Here is an 18,283-nt window from a genome sequence, read left to right as displayed (position 1 = left end):
AGAATATAAATGGGAACTCACAATATTAATTTTAGTGAACAATTTGAGTTTACAGGAAAAGTAAAAACTTTAAGCATAATCGGTATCGTTTTAGGTATTGCAGCTATTGCTTATGGTTTTTTAAGTGGCCACCAAGAGCGCACTTTTGCCAACCTGTTACTTATGGGATATTACTTTGCATGCGTTTGTATGTCGGGTATGTTTTTTTTAGCGGTTCAATTTGTAGCTCAGGCAGGTTGGTCTGCATCAATTTTACGTGTACCACAAGCAATGGCCAAAACATTGCCAATTGCTGCTGTTATACTTATTGCTATAATAACTGCCGGTTTGTTTATAGAACATACCATAATAGAACACGGCCAGAGTGTTAGTGTACCTTATCTTTATAAACATTGGGCAACTCATGGTTTAGCAGAAAAAGGATCAGAGCATTATGATGCAATCATCGCAGGTAAATCTGTATTTCTAAATAAACCTTTCTTTTTAGGCCGTCAGTTATTATTTTTAGGGGTTTACAGCATTTTCGCTATGATGTTTGTTGGATTTTCATACAATGAAGATTTAGCAGGTGGATTAAATTCTTACAGAAAAAGCTTTAAAAATGCCTGTATCTTTCTAGTAATTTACGGATTTACAACTCCAATTTTTGCTTTCGATACCGTTATGTCTTTAGAAGCGCACTGGTTCTCAACCATGTTTGGTTGGTATAACTTTGCTGCAATGTGGGTAAGCAGTTTAGCAACAATTGCCATTATCCTTATCTTATTAAGAAGAGCTGGTTATATGCAATGGGTTAATAATAGTCACTTGCACAATTTAGGTCAGTTTATTTTTGGTTTCTCTATTTTCTGGACTTACGTATGGTTTGCACAGTTCTTGTTAATCTACTATGCAAACATGCCAGAGGAAACTGTTTATTTCTACAAACGCTTTGAGTATTATAAATTCTGGTTTTTCTTAAACCTTGCAATGAACTTCTTAGCTCCTGTATTATTATTAATGGATAGAGATAACAAAAGAACGGATGTTAAATTATTGTTCGTTTCGATTGTGGTATTGTTAGGTCACTGGGTAGATTACTATCAAATGATTATGCCGGGTGCAGTAGAAGAAGGAACTAACGGTTTCAGCTTTATCGAAATCGGAATTGCAGCAGGTTTTGTAGGATTGTTTACCTTTACGGTTTTAGGCGCTTTAAGTAAAAAGCCTTTAATAGCAAAAAATCACCCATTATTACAAGAGAGTTTGCATCACCAGCTTTAGTTTGGTGAATTATATAGGGGCAAATATTTAATTATTATTATAATTAGCAGTACGGCGTACTACTTTTAAGAAAATGAGTTTAAGAAAGTTTATCACGAATAAAACGACCGCAGCTTTAGCAGTATTACTTACTGTTTTTGCAAACACCAGCGCATTTGCACAAGATGCAGCAGCAGCGGCGGCACCTAAGGTTGATATGGGCGAGGTTTATAAATCAGTTATATTTTATATTCTGGTTTTCCTTGCAGTTTGTTTGTTCATAGCAATTGTGGGTAAAGCCCTAAAAGTTTATGAACTGAGCCGTGAGGCACAAGGCAAAGATGGTGGTATCAACTGGAACAGAGTAAATTCTAGTTTATTTGCATTGTTCTTGGTTTTAGGTTTATATGGTGTGTATTGGGAATATACAGTTCATGGTTCAATGTTGCTTCCAGATGCTGCATCTATCCACGGAAAGCGTATTGATGATATGTTCAATTTAACATTGATCATTACAACAATCGTTTTCATTGCAACACACATCTTATTATTTGGATTTTCTTACATATACAAATATTCTGCAAAAAGAAAAGCTTACTACTATCCGCACAACAATACAATCGAAAAAATCTGGACAATTGTTCCTGCATTGGTTTTAACGGTATTGGTATTAATGGGCTTCTTAACATGGAGATCAATTTTCTTCAAAGTAGAAGATCCAAATCATAAACCACTTCAAATCGAAGTTACATCGGAGCAATTTAAATGGTCTATCCGTTACCCAGGGGCAGATGGAGTTGTAGGACACAAAAACTATAAATTAACTACAGCTAGCAATACATTAGGTATCGATTTTAGCGATTTAAAATCACGCGATGATTTGATGGCTGATGAGATGGTTATTCCGGTTAACAAGCCAGTTAAACTTATCTTAAATAGTAAAGATGTAATTCACAGTTTTTACATGCCTCATTTCAGAGTTCAGTTGAACACAGTACCGGGTATGCAGACAATTTTTGAATTTACACCAACAAAAACTACTGCTCAAATGCAGGAGGAAACGAACGATCCTAATTTTAAGTTCCTTTTCTACTGTGCTAAAATTTGCGGTGCTGGTCACTATAACATGCAAAAAGATGTTCGTGTAGTTTCTGAAAAGGAATACGAAGAATGGTTAGCTAAACAGAAAACCTACTTAAACGACGATTTGAGAAAACAATTTAATTTGCCAGTGGCACCTGCACCTGTTAAATCGGTGTCAGATTCAACAGCTAAAGATTCAGCAGCTGTGAAAACTAACCAAATGGCTTTAAATAAATAATATACTGCAGAGCGAAAGAATTATGTCAACAATAGCATTACACGACGAACACAATCACGATCACGCTGATCATGGGCACCATAAGGAGACTTTGATTTCAAAGTATATCTTCAGTATGGATCATAAAATGATTGCTAAGCAATTCCTAATTACAGGTATTATCATGGCAGTTATTGCTATGGGCTTATCAATTTTATTCCGTATCCAATTAGCATGGCCTGATAAAAACTTTCCATTTTTAGAAACTTTCTTGGGTAAATGGGCAGAAGGTGGCCGTATCAAATCAGATTTCTACCTGGCTTTGGTTACTATTCATGGTACCATTATGGTATTCTTTGTATTAACTGCAGGATTAAGCGGTACATTTAGTAACTTATTGATACCATTACAAATTGGAGCTAGAGATATGGCATCGCCATTCTTAAACATGCTTTCTTACTGGTTCTTCTTTATGGCCTGTGTGGTAATGATGTCTTCATTCTTTATTCAAACAGGACCTGCATCTGGCGGTTGGACAGTTTATCCTCCTTTATCGGCATTACCAACAGCAATACCTGGTTCTGGGTTGGGTATGACTTTGTGGTTAATCAGTATGGTTATGTTTGTTGCATCATCTTTAATGGGTGGTATCAACTATGTAAGTACAATTTTAAATATGCGTACTAAAGGTATGGACCTTTGGAAAATGCCATTAACAATTTGGGCATTCTTCTTAACCGCAATTTTAGGTATCTTATCTTTCCCAGTATTAGTTGCTGGTGTGGTATTATTGGTATTCGACCGTAGTTTTGGAACAAGTTTCTACTTGTCTGACATCGTAATGGGTACTACAATTTTACCTAACGAAGGTGGTTCTCCGATTTTATGGCAACACTTGTTCTGGTTCTTAGGTCACCCTGAGGTGTATATTGTAATTATGCCAGCTTTGGGTATCTCATCAGAAGTAATTTCGGTAAACTCGCGTAAACCAATCTTCGGTTACCATGCAATGGTTTATTCATTAATAGGTATTACAGTACTTTCGTTCATTGTATGGGGGCACCATATGTTTGTTACGGGCATGAATCCATTATTGGGTGGTGTATTTATGATCACTACATTAATTATTGCAGTACCATCAGCAGTAAAAACCTTCAATTATTTAGCTACTTTATGGCGAGGTAATATTCGTTTTACACCAGCAATGTTATTTGCAATTGGTTTGGTATCATTCTTTATCTCCGGAGGTTTAACAGGTATCTTTTTAGGTAATGCATCACTAGATATTAACTTACACGATACGTATTTTGTTGTTGCCCACTTCCACTTGGTAATGGGGTCAGCAGCTATTTTTGGTATGCTTGCAGGTGTTTATCACTGGTATCCAAAAATGTTTGGTAAAATGATGAATGCTAAACTTGGATATTTACACTTCTGGCTTACATTTATTTCAGCTTATTTAGTATTCTTCCCATTACACTTTTTAGGTTTGGATGGCGTTCCTCGTCGTTACTATGCATTCACTGAATTTGAATTCATGAAGAAATGGTTAACAGTAAACATATTTGTAACTTGGGCAGCTATTTTGGCAGCTTTAGCACAGGTAGCATTCTTGTTCAACTTCTTCTATTCGATTTTCAAAGGAAAGGTTGCACCTCAAAATCCATGGGAATCAAATACTTTAGAATGGACAGCACCTGTAGAGCACTTACATGGAAACTGGCCAGGAGAAATTCCAACTGTTTACAGATGGCCATATGATTATAGCAAACCTGGTCATGATGCAGATTTTATTCCTCAAACGGTTCCTTTCTCACAAACAATGAGCTCTAATTTACCTCATGATTTTGAAGGGAATGCCGAAGCTGAAAAAATACAGCAAGATTGGGAATTGGCAAATCCAGTTGTAGAAAATAAAGGCTAGTTTAAAGCTTTAACAAAATTAAAAAGGGGTATCTGATTAAGTTTCTGCTTATCCAGATGCCCCTTTTCATCTTATAATTATATGATCAGTAGATCAGAGCAACGTTTCATTCGTATAAATCTGATAACCATTATAGTTACACTATTGGTTATTTTAGCTGGAGGTATTGTACGCAGTACAGGCTCGGGCATGGGTTGTCCTGATTGGCCGAAATGCTTTGATCGATATATTCCGCCAACGAATGCATCTGAACTTCCTGCTAATTATAAGGAAAAATACGTTGCTGGTCGGATTAAGAAAAACGAACGCTTTGCAAAGTATTTGGAAAGTATGGGTAAGGTTGCATTGGCAGATAGTATTAGAAACGATAAAAGCATTACAATACCCGAAGAGTTTAATCCTGCAAAAACATGGACCGAATATCTTAATCGTTTAGCAGGTGCTTTGGCAGGAATATTTTTATTGCTCACGGCTATTTATTCATTTGTTTATAAAAAAACAGCGAAAAGAATAATTGTTCTAAGCATCATCAATATTTTGGTAGTAGGATATCAGGCTTGGTTAGGTTCAATAGTTGTTTCTACAAATTTGGCACAATGGGTTGTAACCGTTCACATGCTTTTAGCGCTGGTAATTTTGGCGATATCCATTTATACCTACAACTACGCAAAACAATTACATAAGGTACCATCGGTAATTATGTACCGCATTTTATGGTTAAAAGGTTTTTTGTTTTTTACAGTACTATTAAGCATCGCCCAAATTATTTTGGGCACTGAAGTAAGAGAATCAATAGATGTGATTGCAAAATCATTACTATATGGAAGTAAGGCAACCTGGATTACAAAAGTTGGATCTGTATTTTCTTACCATAGAGATTTAGCCATATTGGTTGTTGTTTCAAATGCCATCGTTTACAAAATGGTAATTGATAGATTTAGTGGAAAGGCAGCGCCATTATTAACCGCAAGGTTTATATTGATAACATTGCTTATCCAATTATTAAGTGGTTTTGCTTTAGCATATATAGCATTTCCACCTGCAGCGCAAGCATTGCATATTTTGTTTTCTACGCTGTTATTTAGTTTACAGTTTTATCTGTATTTGTTGGTTTACCGAACAAGTACTTATAAACAATAATATAAAGGGAATTGAAACAATTTATTTCTGATTTTTCTAAGCTTGTAAAGTTCAGACTGAGCTTTACCGTTGTGTTTTCTGCTTCAATATCATTTTTGATTGGTCAGAAGATGCAGGTAGGAAGAGGCAATATTCCTTCAATTGATTGGGGAAATTGGCTTATTCTTATTGCGGGAGGATTTTTGGTTACAGCAGCAGCAAACTGTTTTAATGAAATTATAGAGAAAGACTTGGATAAGTTAATGGCTCGAACTAAGGATCGCCCAATGCCTGCCGGTAGAATGACAACCGGACAAGGATTGATACTCGGTGTATTTATGGCTTTTTTAGGCACATGGTTATTGGGTAAACTGAACTTAGAAACAGGCTTGCTCTCTGTATTTTCGATTTTATTGTATGCTTTTGCATATACACCATTGAAAAGAAAGTCGCCAATAGCCGTATTTGTTGGTGCCATTCCTGGAGCATTACCTCCACTTATAGGATATTTGGCCGCATTTGGAAGTTTGAAGGCCGAAATGTTTCATGAGATAGATTATTACATCGCTGGAATATTATTCCTGATTCAATTTGTATGGCAATTCCCTCATTTTTGGGCAATTGCCTGGGTTTTGGATGATGATTATAAAAAGGCAGGATTTAGATTGTTGCCCACTAAGAAGCGAGATAAAACAACTGCATTACTTACATTTTTAAGTACGTTGATATTAATCCCAGTGAGTTTGTTGCCAACCTTTTATGGGTTCGGCGGTTATTATATTGCAGGATTATCGATAATTGGTGGCTTAATTTTTAGTTGGTTGGCGCTTAAACTTTTATTGAACAGAGAATTGGTAGATGCGAAACGTTTGATGTTCTGTTCATTTTTTTACATCCCAGCAGTGCAGTTGGGCTTATTATTAAATTTTATCGCGAAATAATTTATGATTTTAGCAATGGAAAATATTCCAGATACATTTGATCCAAAACCCAGGAAGTTTATCGTCTGGTTATTTGTTGTATCCTCTACCATCATGTTTGGTGGTTTTACGAGTTATTATTTGGTGTTTGCAGCCTCAAAAGGCAAAGGACATGGCTTGGTTTTACCAGATGCTTTTATTTATAGCAGCATAGTTATAATTGCAAGCAGTATCACTTTAATGCTGGCTTCTCGAGCACTGAGAAAATTAAACTTTGGTTTACAGAGAAATATGCTCTGGATAACCGTTATTCTGGCTATTGCTTTTGGTTTTATGCAGTTTAATGCATGGGGAAGCATGGTTAAAACGGGCGCAACCTTAGTTGGCAACAATGCGGCAATTTCCTTTATTTATATCGTTTCCGGAATGCACTTATTGCACATTATTGCAGGTGTTGCGCTAATTATCAGTAGCTTAATTGGTAGCTATAGAAATATTCCACTTGCCAAGAGCCAATACCGTATGGAAATTGCTTCTATTTTTTGGCATTTTATAGATATATTATGGATATATCTGTATGTTTTTTTACTTTTGAACCGTTAAATTTGTTAACAAACTATTATACTATTTCCAAATGAATACAGTATCACAATTAGATCAAGTTAAAACCGGACCATGGAATGGTGGTCGTTCTCCCTGGTCGGTAGAATATGGTAAAATAATGATGTGGTTTTTCCTTTTATCAGATGCTTTTACCTTTTCATCACTTTTGATTTATTATGGCGCTCAGCGTTTTTCTAAATTAACCTGGCCAGCTCCAGATAAAGTTTTCCAATCTATTCCAGGTGTTGTAGAACACGGTGCGCCATTGGTATTCGTAGGGATTATGACTTTTATCTTAATTATGAGTTCGGTAACTATGGTATTGGCTGTAGAAGCAGGACACAGACGTTCTAAAAAAGAAGTTATCGGCTGGATGATTGCAACCATTATCGGTGGTTTCATGTTCTTAGGCTGTCAGGCAATAGAGTGGACACACTTATTCCACGAAGGATTTGGATGGGGAGAAATTCCATCAGCAGAAGAGTTGCAACAATTCTTCAACGGACCAGTTTCATTGGTAGCGGCACAACAATTTGCCAATCTATTTTTTACCATTACTGGTTTCCACGGTTTCCACGTATTTACTGGAGTAATCATTAATATCATTATCTTAATTATGACCATTAATGGAACTTTCGAAAGAAAGGGACATTACTTAATGGTAGAAAAAGTTGGTTTATACTGGCACTTTGTAGATTTAGTTTGGGTGTTCGTATTTACATTCTTCTATTTGGTTTAATTTATCATTATCTAAAAATATTATCATGTCAGAACATAACGTACATACATCAGAACACGGGCACGAGGAACATGCAGGTTTATCTAAAGGAAAAATCTGGAAGGTATTCGGAATATTATTGTTAATTACGGTAATCGAATTTATCATTGCGTTGATCATGATTCCGAAAGGACTAATGACCCAGCATATCGGTAATTACGTTTATATCGTTTTAACCTTATTAAAAGCATTTTATATTGTTGCTTACTTTATGCACTTAAAGTACGAGAAACTTGGTTTGCAATTGGCCTTAACGGTATCATTCATTTTCATTATTTACTTTATTGTATTGATGTTGATTGAAGGTGGATTTATTTTCCACCACAGCCAAAACTTTTAATGAAATCATTTTCGATATCAAAAACATTAATCCTGGTAAGCATATTAGCCGTACCGGGATTTTTGTTTTTTTACTTATTGCCCCACTTTGCCAAAAACAGGTATAAAAGTCTTCCCATTTATGGCGAAAAGAAAATAGCTTCTACATTTCATAGTGTAAAAGGGAAAAAGATTCCAGATACGATTTACTACACTGTTCCAGATTTTAAATTGATTAATCAGAATAAGGATTCTATAAGTTGGAAATCTTTAGAAAACAAAATCGTTATCCTTAATTTATTCTATACCGAATCTCCTATAAAAGATGTTGCTAAAAATATTAAGGTACTTGTAGAAGAATATCAGAAAAACAATTTAATAAAATTTGTAAGCATTTCCGTTGATCCAAAGGATACAGAAAAGATTTCGAACTATTCCGGTTTAGAAAACGCAAAAGCTGGAAAGTGGGATTTACTTGCAGGAGATACAACTAAAATTTATCCATTTATTAGAAAGGGCTTAATGCTAGATGTAATTCATAGCGAAGAAACCAATGGATCTAAATTTATTTATAGCAACCAGATGATTCTTCTAGATAATCAACGCAGAATTAGAGGATATTATGACGCGACTAACGCCGATGCACAATCGAAACTAACGGATGAAATTAAGGTACTTGTAGCGGAAGATTTAAGGAATATAAAGGACGGGAGATAATTAATAAAATTTCAGTAAAAATTGACTTGCAAGCAGTCATTATTAAAATACGAATATGAGCGCACCGATAGAAAAAAAATATAATAAATGGATCATCTTCCTGTCTATCTTCATACCGGTTGCGGTGGCCTTGCTTTTTGTGGTTAAATTAAAAGATTTGGGAATAGATGCCAAACCGCTTCCTTTTTTGCCACCTATTTACGCAACTATTAATGGCGTTACCGCTGTATTATTAGGTATAGCCGTTTGGGCGATAAAAAATGGCAAAATACAATTACACCAAAACTTAATGAAAAGTGCAATAGCATGTTCTTTAATGTTTCTTCTAATGTACATTGCTTATCATATGACAACGCCTTCAACAAAATTTGGTGGAGAAGGCGCTATTAGATATGTTTATTTTTTCATTCTGCTAACCCATATCTTGTTATCTATTGCTATAATCCCTTTAGTATTAGTTACCTACGTTAGGGCATTGGCACAAAGATTCGACAAGCACAGAAAAATCGCAAGAATTACTTTTCCATTGTGGCTGTACGTGGCCATCACCGGCGTGATTGTTTACTTAATGATTTCGCCCTACTATATCTATTAACCTATATTTTTAGTTTAAAAGGGTGAAAACCATCCAAATGCAATAATTTATTGCACATTAATTTGTAATATTGATTTATAGTTCGCGAATGCTAACGTTTGTCATTATTAATGGATGCTTTAAATATAGAAACGGGAAGAGATTTAATCTCTTTAATTGAGAAGGGGCAAACAGCTACCTTTACCCAATTCTACACGTCTTATTTTGAGAAACTTGTTTTAGCCAGCGATAAATATCTTAAGGATATTCATGAAGCAGAAGAAATTGTTCAAGATGTTTTCCTTAAGGTTTGGGAAAACCCCGAAAATCTATCAGAAGTAAAATCTATCAAATCATATTTGTACCGAACAGTAATTAATGCTTCAATCAATTACTTTAACAGACAAAAAAATATTGAGCAACACCATTTAAAATTGGCCTCAGAACTTTCGGATGAATATTTGATGAATCTTGATGAGGAAAACGAAATGATTGTTCTGCTGAGAAGTGAAATAGAAAAACTTCCTGCTCAATGCAAAAAGGTTTTTAAGTTAAGCCGTTTCGAGAGTTTAAAATATAAGGAAATTGCAATCCAGCTCGATATTTCAGAAAAAACCGTCGAAAATCATATTGGAAACGCATTGAAAATTTTAAGAGAACGCTTTTTAAATGATGAACACTTAAATAGACAGGGGAAAAGTTATTTAATGCTTATGAGCGTCTTTCTCTATTGAGTTTATACCCTTCCCTTTAGAATTTCACTCAATATTTTATCAGTTTTAACTTTATTTAACTTTTTTTTCATAAAGACTAGGGGTTTTGTGGAGTTTGTTTGTCTTATAGTACAAACCTAAACAAACTAATGCTTAACAAACCTGAATACTTGGACTTAATTGTTCAGTATTTAAACAATCCGCAGGATGAAAACCTTTGTCGTGCCGTAGAATCATTTCGTACAGAATCATCGGATCAGGAAAAATATTTTCTTGAAATAGAGAAAGTATGGAATTTATCGGCAAAATCATCTAAACTTGAGGGCGTAAATAATAAACAAGCTGAAATAAGATTTAAAAGGGCTTTGAAAAATATTGCCCCAAATTCTTCAGGCTTGTTGAAATGGCTAAGCGCTGCAGCGGCAACAATTTTAATTGTTGGTGTTAGCTATTGGTTATATCAGTCGGCAGATTCTTCTACCTTACTTACCAAACAAACCGGTAAAAATCAAATGGACTCTGTGTTGCTAGTTGATGGATCTAAAATAATTTTATCCGCCAACAGTATTGTTAAATATCCCAAAGCCTTTAATTCTGATTCGAGGGAAATATACCTAAGTAAGGGCCGTGCATTTTTTAAAATTGCAAAAGATCCTAAACATCCATTTAGAGTTTTAATGGGCGAATCAAAAGTGAGCGTGCTTGGCACTTCATTTAACATTGATTATTCTCCGAGTAAGATAGATCTGGATGTAAAAACGGGTCGGGTTATTTTTTCTCCCTATCAAAATGGAACCTCATCCATACTAACAGCGGGGCAAGCCTTAACATACAATATTCAGAAAAAGGAATTTACAGCTAGATTATCTCAGAACTCAGATTCGTGGCTTACAAATGAACTCGTATTTGTAGACACCCCTTTGGAAGATGTATGTAAACAACTTAGTGATTATTATAAAACAGATATAAAATTAGAAACCAATCAGCAAATGGTGAAGAAGTTGAATGCAACTTTTAAGCATAACTCGCTTGATGAGGTTTTAGCAGTATTGGAAGTAACCTATGGACTAACTATCCAGAAAGATAAAGACAGTATCATCCTTAAAACAACTAATATCAACTAATTAATCAAACAAACAAAAATCAAACTATGGAGAGAAATTTCTACAAAAGAAATGCGGGAATGAGTTTGCGCCGAATGGCCTTACTTCTGTGTGCAATCTTTTGGGGCATTTTGGCACATGCTGATACTCAGCAAGCCAGTGCAAAACCCGAAAGATTAGACAATTACTTAAAGAAAATCGAACAGGCTTATAAAGTAAGTTTCGTATACGATGCGGCGGAGATCAATAAATCAATGGTTTTAGATGTTCCAGCTAAGCTTACAACAATTACCGAATCATTAGATCAATTAAAACAAAAAAACATTGGTTACAGGTTTGTTGGAAATCAAGTAATTCTTAAAGTTCAAGAAGGTGCTAAGTCTAATTTGAAAAAGGATATAATTGTTAAGGGTCGCGTTAAGGATAAGAAGGATGGCTCGACAATGCCCGGTGTCAGTATACGTGAAAAAGGAACATCTAATGCAACATCAACTAATGGTCAGGGTGAATTTTCAATCACAGTAAAAGATGGTGCAACATTATCTGTTGCTTCTATTGGGTACAAAACAATAGATGTAGCTGTAAACGGTAGAACTTCAATTGAAGTTTCATTAGAGGAAGATGCTGGACAATTAAATGATGTAGTAATCACAGGTATGGGGACTACAGTTGATAAGCGAACATTTACTGGAGCTACATCGAACTTAAAAGTTGCTGATGCTGAAATTGGAGGTTTACCCGATCCAAGCAGGATGCTGGACGGAAAAGTGGCTGGTGTAGTTGTTCAAAATACTACCGGTACATTTGGTACAGCCCCTAAAATTAGAGTCCGTGGAGCTACTTCTATATATGGTAGCTCTAAACCACTTTGGGTTGTTGATGGTGTTATTTTAGAAGATGTTGCTGATGTTAGCTCTGATGCATTATCTTCTGGAGATGCTTTAACATTAATTAGTTCAGCTGTTGGTGGTCTAAACTCAAATGACATCGAATCTTTTCAAATTTTAAAAGATGGTGCTGCGACTTCAATTTATGGTGCTAAAGGTATGGGAGGGGTTATTGTAATAACTACCAAAAGGGGTAAAAATGGTGTAAGTTCTTTTAACTATGTATCAGAATTTACCACTAGGGCAACACCTTCATACAGTAACTTTAATATCATGAACTCTCAAGAGCAAATGGGCGTTTATCAAATGTTAGAGCAAAGAGGTTGGTTAAATAATTCCAGTGTATCAAATGCTGCAAATAGTGGGGTTTATGGAAAGATGTATCAATTGATCAACTCTGGACAGTTACTAAACACAGAAGCTTCAAAAAATGCTTATTTAAGAGAGGCAGAATATAGAAATACCGACTGGTTTAAAGAATTATTCAGTCCTAATATAGCTCAAAACCACTCTGTTAGTATTAGTTCTGGAAGTGAGAAAGCGCAATATTATTCTTCTATAAGTGCTATTTTTGACCCTGGCTGGTCTAAACAAAGTAAATTCAAAAGATACACAGCAAATTTTAATGCTACTTATAATTTACGCGACAATCTAAAATTAACTCTCCTTTCTAATGGATCATATAGGGATCAAAGAGCACCTGGCACTTTAGGTCAATCTAAAGATGTGGTTTATGGAACAGTAGGCCGTGATTTTGATATCAATCCTTTTTCTTATGCATTAAATTCATCTAGAACATTGGATCCAAACGAAACTTACACCAGAAATTATGCTCCATTTAATATCTTAAAAGAAATGGAAAATAATTATATGGATGTGAATGTAGCTGATGTTAAATTTCAGGGAGAGTTAAAATGGAAAGCCCTAAAAACATTAGATTTTGGTTTCCTTGCTTCAAGCAGATATCAACAAACATCGCAACAACATTATATAATGGATGAATCTAATCAGGCGATGGCTTATAGAGCCATGGGTACTACCATAATTAGAGATGCAAATCCTTATCTATATACTGATCCAAGTGTATTATATGCTGTTCCAGTTTCTATATTACCCTCAGGTGGTATTTATAACCGTACTGATTATAAAATAACCAGTAATGATTTCCGTTTAACGGCACAATACAACGAAACCTTTAAAGAAAAACATACTGTTGACTTTGTTGGTGGATCAACTCTTAGTTCTATCAATAGAAACAATAACTGGAATAGAGGATGGGGTTTACAATATGGCTTAGGCGAAATTCCTTTTACCGATTATCGTATCTTTAAAAGAGGAGCTGAAGAAAATTCAAACTATTTTTCTGTAGAAAATACTAGAAGCAGAGAAGTAGCTTTTTTTGGTGAAGGTGCATATACTTATGACAATAGATACACCATTAAAGCAACAGGAAGGTATGAAGGATCTAACCGTTTGGGTAAAGCAACTTCTGCAAGATGGATGCCTACTTGGAGCGTTTCGGGTTTATGGAATGTTATGGAAGAGAAGTTTTTCCAAGATTTAAATACCCCATTTTCTAGTTTATCTTTCAAAGGTTCTTATGGTTTATCTGCAAATAGAGGGCCAAACTATGTAACCAATTCCCTGGCAATTTATAGTAGCTACAATCCATGGAGACCGGCAACTGGAGATAGAGAAACAGGATTAGAACTCCAAACTTTAGAAAATTCGGGATTAACTTATGAGAAAAAACATGAGTTAAACTTAGGAACAAGTTTTTCACTATTTAAAAACAGGTTGGCTGTAGATGTAGATTGGTATAAAAGAAATAACTTCGATTTAATCGGTATAGTCAATACTCAAGGTTTAGGTGGCGAAATTACCAAATATGGTAACGTTGCAGACATGAAATCGAGCGGTATAGAAGTAAGTATTGCAGGCACAGTTCTCAAAAAAGGAGATTTCTCTTGGACTTCGAGTTTAATATATACGCACACGCAAAATAAAGTTACAAAATCTGAAAATAACGCTAGAGTCATTGACTTGATTACAGGAACCGGTTATGGATTAGAAGGTTATGCTGCAAGATCATTATTTTCAATTCCTTTTGTAAGAATACAGAACGATGGTTTACCTGTATTTATCAATAGTGATGGAACAGAAACCGTATCAGGTGTATATCTTCAAAATAGAGATAAGGTAGATTTCCTTAAATATGAGGGAACTTTGGAACCAACAGACTTAGGAAGTTTTGGAAATATTTTTGCTTACAAAGCATTTAAATTAAATGTTTTTGTTACTTATTCTTTTGGTAACGTAGTTCGATTAGACCCAGCCTTTAAGACTGGTTATACAGACCTAGATGCAAATACTAGAGAATTTTTTGATGCTTGGACGGTTCCAGGCGATGAGCTGAAAACCAATATTCCAGTGATTTTGGATACTAGATATCTTAGAAATGATGCTGACTATCGCATTGCTTACAATTCTTATAATTATTCTAGTGCAAACATTGCCAAAGGAGATTTTGTAAGACTAAAAGATATTTCTTTATCTTATGATTTTCCAAAAGAGAAGCTTGCTAAAATAGGACTTGCCTCTGCAGGATTGCGTGTAAATGCAACGAATTTATGGTTTATTTATGCTGATAAAAAACTAAACGGACAAGATCCCGAATTTGTAAATGCTGGTGGGGTAGCCTTACCATTACCAAAACAATACACTTTAACTTTAAGAGTTGGATTTTAATTAATTTAAGATGAAAAATAAATTTTTATTTATAGCCATTAGCGCAATTACTATCTTAAGCATTTCTTCGTGTAAGAAATTCTTGGATGAATTGCCAGATAATAGAGCAGAACTAAACAATACCGATAAAATCGCTAAGATGTTAGTTTCTGCATATCCCCAAAGTACGTATGTAATGGCAACAGAACTATCATCAGATAATGTTGACGATTATGGGGATTCTAATCCATATAGTGATAGATTTACAACACAGTTATTTAATTGGCAAGATGTTACCGAAACCACTAATGATGGTATTGACCGATTATGGAGTGCTTGTTATAGTGCCATTGCCAGTGCTAATGCTGCACTTGCGGCAATCGAGGCGCAAGGAAATCCTGCTTCTCTTTCTGCACAAAGAGGTGAAGCATTAGTGGCAAGGGCGTATAGTCATTTCATATTAGTGAATGTTTTTGCTCAGCATTATTCGCCTACAAAATCAACTACTGATTTAGGTGTAACTTATATGACTAAGCCAGAAACTACATTAAATCCTAAATATCAGAGAAATACTGTTGCCGAGGTATACGATTTTATGATTAAGGATTTGGAGGAAGGCGTACCATTAATTAACGATGCGTCTTATGCTAATGCAAATGTTGCAAAATATCATTTCAACAAGTCGGCTGCAAATGCTTTTGCGGCTAGATTGTTCCTTTATAAGGGAGATTGGGCAAAAGCTGTAACGTATGCGACCGCATCTTTTAACAATGCACCAGCCTCTTATTTAAGAGATTGGGCTTACATAGCAACTTTCAACGCAACTTTTGCAAATATAACAAGAGAGTATAATGGTAGTGGTATTAAAGCTAACTTTTTGATTAACACCCCGGCTTCTTCTATCGGCCTTAACTTTGGTAATTACTATACTGGAAGTAGATATTCGCATGGTGCATACATTGCTGATAAAGAAACACTGAGATCTCCAACTCCTCATGGAATTACAAATGCTGGATATAGGATAAGAACATACGCTTATTCAGGAGCAAACTTAGATAAAGTTTTGTTGCCCCATGATTCATATCAATTTGAATATACAGATCCTGTTGCGCAAATTGGTTATTCGCATGGTGTTTTTACATCATTTACAGCTGAGGAAGCAATACTTACCAGAGCTGAAGCAAATATCCAATTAAAAAATTATACTGCAGCAATTGCAGATATGCAACTATTTGTAAACAATACATATAATACGAATCCTGTTCTAACCGAAGCTTCGATTAATGCATGGGCAAACGGAAGAGCATACTCAACAGCAGCGGTGTCGACTGGTAAAAAGAAATTTAATGCAGAATTTCCAATTGAAGCCGGTACGCAAGAAAATATGCTACATGCAGTACTATTTTATAGAAGAGTAGAGACTTTACATACGGGTTTACGTTGGTTTGATGTGAAACGCTATGGTATTGAAATTACAAGACGTACGATTACTGCTGGTGCGGTTGGCAACATAAGTACAAATACACTAGTAGTTAGAGATAATAGAAGAGCAATACAGTTGCCACAAGATGTAATAAATTCTGGTTTAACCCCAAATCCAAGATAGATATGAAATTTTCAAAATTTTATTTAGCTCTTTTTGCAGGTGCTTTGGCAATAAGTGCATGTAAAAAAGAAAAATTGGAATCAAACAGCGTTTTTGTTGATTCAACAATTGAAAAAAACCCTTTAGATAATTATATATATAATAATTTTATATTAAATTATAATGTAGATATTTTATATAAATATGTAGATAAAGAATCAGATTTGAATTATAATTTGATTCCTGCAAGTTATAATAGTTCAATTCGTTTAACCAAATTGTTTAAGTATCTGGGCTTCGAACCTTATGATGATGTAACAGGTAGTAAAGCTTTTATTAAAAGGTATTTTCCAAAATTAATTAATTACATAGGGGAAGCAGCTTATAGAAATAATGGTACCAAAGTTCTGGGTACTGCCGAGGGTGCAAAAAAAATAACACTTTATGAGGTTAATAGACTTACTGCAACAACAGGGGTAAATGCAGACTTTTTAACCGATAGTTATTTTCATACAATACACCATGAATTCCAGCATATTTTAAATCAGACTACTGAATTTCCTACAAGTTTCAATGCCATCTCTGGAAATAGCTATGTAGATGATGTGTGGAATACGACTTACACTTCAACAGGTGCTGCAGTTGCAGCAGGCTTTATCTCACCTTATTCAAGCAGCGGTGCTAAGGAAGATTTTGCTGAGCTTTATTCTTTTTACATCACACTTTCAGCCACCCAATTTAATGCTTTATTAAATTCGACTGGAAGCACTGCTGCTGGAAGAACAATTATTAACAACAAGCTTATAGTTGTGAAAAATTACATGTTAAGTGTATGGAACATTGATATGGATGTACTAAGAGCAAACATTGTAAATAGGAAAGCCAACTTAGCTTCTTTTGATCAAACGACATTATAATTTATTATATTATGAAAAGAAATTATTATTTAATATTAATTGCATCCTGCTTTCTGTTTGCCGCTTGCGATAAAAAGAAAGATAGGATATTTGACGAAAGCCCAACTGATCGGTTAAACACTGCAGTGGCTAATGCACAGGCTGTTTTAGTTAGTAAACCTAATGGTTGGATTATGCAATATTATGCAGGTGATGGTGCCCAGTATGGTGGCAATAACTTTTTCGTAAACTTTACATCCGCAACTGCTGTAAATGTACAAGCAGATTATACCAATACCAATGCCACAAGTACCTATAAGGTATACCCTGGTGCAGGTCCAATTTTATCATTTGATACTTACAATCCTATTTTCGGGATGTTTGCTGCTCCTGGCGCAATATCAGGTTACGTTAATTATGATGTGGGGCTTGGTGGCGATATCGAGTTTTTAGTTATGAAAGCCACTGCTGATTCTGTAATTTTAAAAAGCAGAAAAAGAGGTAACCGTATTGTAATGGTGCCTATGCCAGCTAACCCAGCTACTGTCATTAGCACTTATAAAACTGCTTTTAATACCTATTATGCACCAAATTCTTATAGATTTGAAACGCCAACAGGAAACATTGCGCTGAATTTTTACGATTACATGGAACTCCATTCGCTTACCGATACTTACTCTTTCAGAGTGACACCAACAGGTTTAGACTTTTATCAAACAGTAACCGTAAACGGAATAACATTTAAAGAATTAACTCTTATGCCCGCAACAGCAACTTACCCGAATGGGTATTATGCAAATGTAGCAGGTACTTTAAAATTAGTTCCGATATTTTAAATTTTATATAAATTAACCCTCTTAAAAACCTCACCTTAAAA

General features: G+C 35.0%; 16 protein-coding genes. All 16 read left to right on the top strand.

Features of this window, described 5'->3' with window-relative positions:
• Positions 1-9 precede the first annotated feature (9 nt).
• Positions 10-1,263 carry a quinol:cytochrome C oxidoreductase gene (locus DF947_RS15170; RefSeq protein WP_109930891.1) on the top strand — a complete coding sequence of 418 codons (1,254 nt, stop codon included), beginning with the start codon at positions 10-12 and terminating at the stop codon, positions 1,261-1,263.
• Positions 1,264-1,336: 73 nt separating this feature from the next.
• A complete protein-coding gene (locus DF947_RS15165) occupies positions 1,337-2,563 on the top strand; it encodes a cytochrome c oxidase subunit II (protein ID WP_109930890.1) in 1,227 nt (408 codons plus the stop codon).
• Between the two features lie 22 nt (positions 2,564-2,585).
• Positions 2,586-4,466 carry a cytochrome c oxidase subunit I gene (locus tag DF947_RS15160; RefSeq protein WP_205940798.1) on the top strand — a complete coding sequence of 627 codons (1,881 nt, stop codon included), beginning with the start codon at positions 2,586-2,588 and terminating at the stop codon, positions 4,464-4,466.
• An 81-nt stretch (positions 4,467-4,547) separates the two neighbouring features.
• Positions 4,548-5,606, top strand: a complete 1,059-nt coding sequence (locus DF947_RS15155; RefSeq protein ID WP_109930888.1) for a COX15/CtaA family protein — start codon at positions 4,548-4,550, stop codon at positions 5,604-5,606.
• A gap of 11 nt (positions 5,607-5,617) precedes the next feature.
• A complete protein-coding gene (gene cyoE / locus DF947_RS15150) occupies positions 5,618-6,526 on the top strand; it encodes a heme o synthase (RefSeq protein ID WP_109930887.1) in 909 nt (302 codons plus the stop codon).
• Between the two features lie 15 nt (positions 6,527-6,541).
• Complete coding sequence (locus tag DF947_RS15145) at positions 6,542-7,108, top strand: cytochrome c oxidase subunit 3 (RefSeq protein WP_109931092.1); 567 nt, start codon at positions 6,542-6,544, stop codon at positions 7,106-7,108.
• A gap of 31 nt (positions 7,109-7,139) precedes the next feature.
• The gene (locus tag DF947_RS15140; protein WP_109930886.1) at positions 7,140-7,847 is read left to right on the top strand and encodes a cytochrome c oxidase subunit 3; all 708 of its coding nucleotides are present in this window, start codon (positions 7,140-7,142) and stop codon (positions 7,845-7,847) included.
• A 25-nt stretch (positions 7,848-7,872) separates the two neighbouring features.
• Entirely contained in the window at positions 7,873-8,226 is a 354-nt protein-coding gene (locus DF947_RS15135) for a cytochrome C oxidase subunit IV family protein (protein WP_109930885.1), read from the top strand.
• On the top strand, positions 8,226-8,921 hold the full coding sequence (locus tag DF947_RS15130; protein WP_109930884.1) for an SCO family protein: 696 nt from the start codon (positions 8,226-8,228) through the stop codon (positions 8,919-8,921). Before DF947_RS15135 ends, DF947_RS15130 begins: the two co-directional genes overlap by 1 nt.
• 55 nt (positions 8,922-8,976) lie before the next feature.
• The gene (locus tag DF947_RS15125; RefSeq protein WP_109930883.1) at positions 8,977-9,516 is read left to right on the top strand and encodes a DUF420 domain-containing protein; all 540 of its coding nucleotides are present in this window, start codon (positions 8,977-8,979) and stop codon (positions 9,514-9,516) included.
• 110 nt (positions 9,517-9,626) lie between these two features.
• The gene (locus DF947_RS15120; RefSeq protein WP_109930882.1) at positions 9,627-10,229 is read left to right on the top strand and encodes an RNA polymerase sigma-70 factor; all 603 of its coding nucleotides are present in this window, start codon (positions 9,627-9,629) and stop codon (positions 10,227-10,229) included.
• Between the two features lie 128 nt (positions 10,230-10,357).
• Positions 10,358-11,332 carry a FecR family protein gene (locus DF947_RS15115; protein ID WP_109930881.1) on the top strand — a complete coding sequence of 325 codons (975 nt, stop codon included), beginning with the start codon at positions 10,358-10,360 and terminating at the stop codon, positions 11,330-11,332.
• Between the two features lie 26 nt (positions 11,333-11,358).
• On the top strand, positions 11,359-14,946 hold the full coding sequence (locus tag DF947_RS15110; RefSeq protein WP_109930880.1) for a SusC/RagA family TonB-linked outer membrane protein: 3,588 nt from the start codon (positions 11,359-11,361) through the stop codon (positions 14,944-14,946).
• Positions 14,947-14,956: 10 nt separating this feature from the next.
• Positions 14,957-16,531, top strand: coding sequence for a RagB/SusD family nutrient uptake outer membrane protein (locus DF947_RS15105; RefSeq protein ID WP_109930879.1), 1,575 nt, complete (start codon positions 14,957-14,959; stop codon positions 16,529-16,531).
• 2 nt (positions 16,532-16,533) lie between these two features.
• Positions 16,534-17,427, top strand: a complete 894-nt coding sequence (locus DF947_RS15100; protein ID WP_109930878.1) for a zinc-binding metallopeptidase — start codon at positions 16,534-16,536, stop codon at positions 17,425-17,427.
• Positions 17,428-17,438: 11 nt separating this feature from the next.
• Positions 17,439-18,242, top strand: a complete 804-nt coding sequence (locus DF947_RS15095; RefSeq protein WP_109930877.1) for a DUF4302 domain-containing protein — start codon at positions 17,439-17,441, stop codon at positions 18,240-18,242.
• The last annotated feature ends 41 nt before the right edge of the window (positions 18,243-18,283 follow it).

Source organism: Pedobacter paludis (assembly GCF_003173575.1).
GTDB lineage: Bacteria > Bacteroidota > Bacteroidia > Sphingobacteriales > Sphingobacteriaceae > Pedobacter > Pedobacter paludis.
The sequence above is the reverse complement of the archived record's forward strand: the minus strand, read 5'-3'. Positions and strand labels throughout refer to the sequence as shown.

Coding starts and splice junctions, on each gene's coding strand:
- DF947_RS15115 (WP_109930881.1), top strand. CDS start 10,358: ATGCTTAACAAACCTGAATACTTGGACTTAATTGTTCAGTATTTAAAC.
- DF947_RS15105 (WP_109930879.1), top strand. CDS start 14,957: ATGAAAAATAAATTTTTATTTATAGCCATTAGCGCAATTACTATCTTA.
- DF947_RS15170 (WP_109930891.1), top strand. CDS start 10: ATGGGAACTCACAATATTAATTTTAGTGAACAATTTGAGTTTACAGGA.
- DF947_RS15110 (WP_109930880.1), top strand. CDS start 11,359: ATGGAGAGAAATTTCTACAAAAGAAATGCGGGAATGAGTTTGCGCCGA.
- DF947_RS15155 (WP_109930888.1), top strand. CDS start 4,548: ATGATCAGTAGATCAGAGCAACGTTTCATTCGTATAAATCTGATAACC.
- DF947_RS15145 (WP_109931092.1), top strand. CDS start 6,542: ATGGAAAATATTCCAGATACATTTGATCCAAAACCCAGGAAGTTTATC.
- DF947_RS15160 (WP_205940798.1), top strand. CDS start 2,586: ATGTCAACAATAGCATTACACGACGAACACAATCACGATCACGCTGAT.
- DF947_RS15095 (WP_109930877.1), top strand. CDS start 17,439: ATGAAAAGAAATTATTATTTAATATTAATTGCATCCTGCTTTCTGTTT.
- DF947_RS15100 (WP_109930878.1), top strand. CDS start 16,534: ATGAAATTTTCAAAATTTTATTTAGCTCTTTTTGCAGGTGCTTTGGCA.
- DF947_RS15120 (WP_109930882.1), top strand. CDS start 9,627: ATGGATGCTTTAAATATAGAAACGGGAAGAGATTTAATCTCTTTAATT.
- DF947_RS15135 (WP_109930885.1), top strand. CDS start 7,873: ATGTCAGAACATAACGTACATACATCAGAACACGGGCACGAGGAACAT.
- DF947_RS15140 (WP_109930886.1), top strand. CDS start 7,140: ATGAATACAGTATCACAATTAGATCAAGTTAAAACCGGACCATGGAAT.
- DF947_RS15165 (WP_109930890.1), top strand. CDS start 1,337: ATGAGTTTAAGAAAGTTTATCACGAATAAAACGACCGCAGCTTTAGCA.
- DF947_RS15125 (WP_109930883.1), top strand. CDS start 8,977: ATGAGCGCACCGATAGAAAAAAAATATAATAAATGGATCATCTTCCTG.
- DF947_RS15130 (WP_109930884.1), top strand. CDS start 8,226: ATGAAATCATTTTCGATATCAAAAACATTAATCCTGGTAAGCATATTA.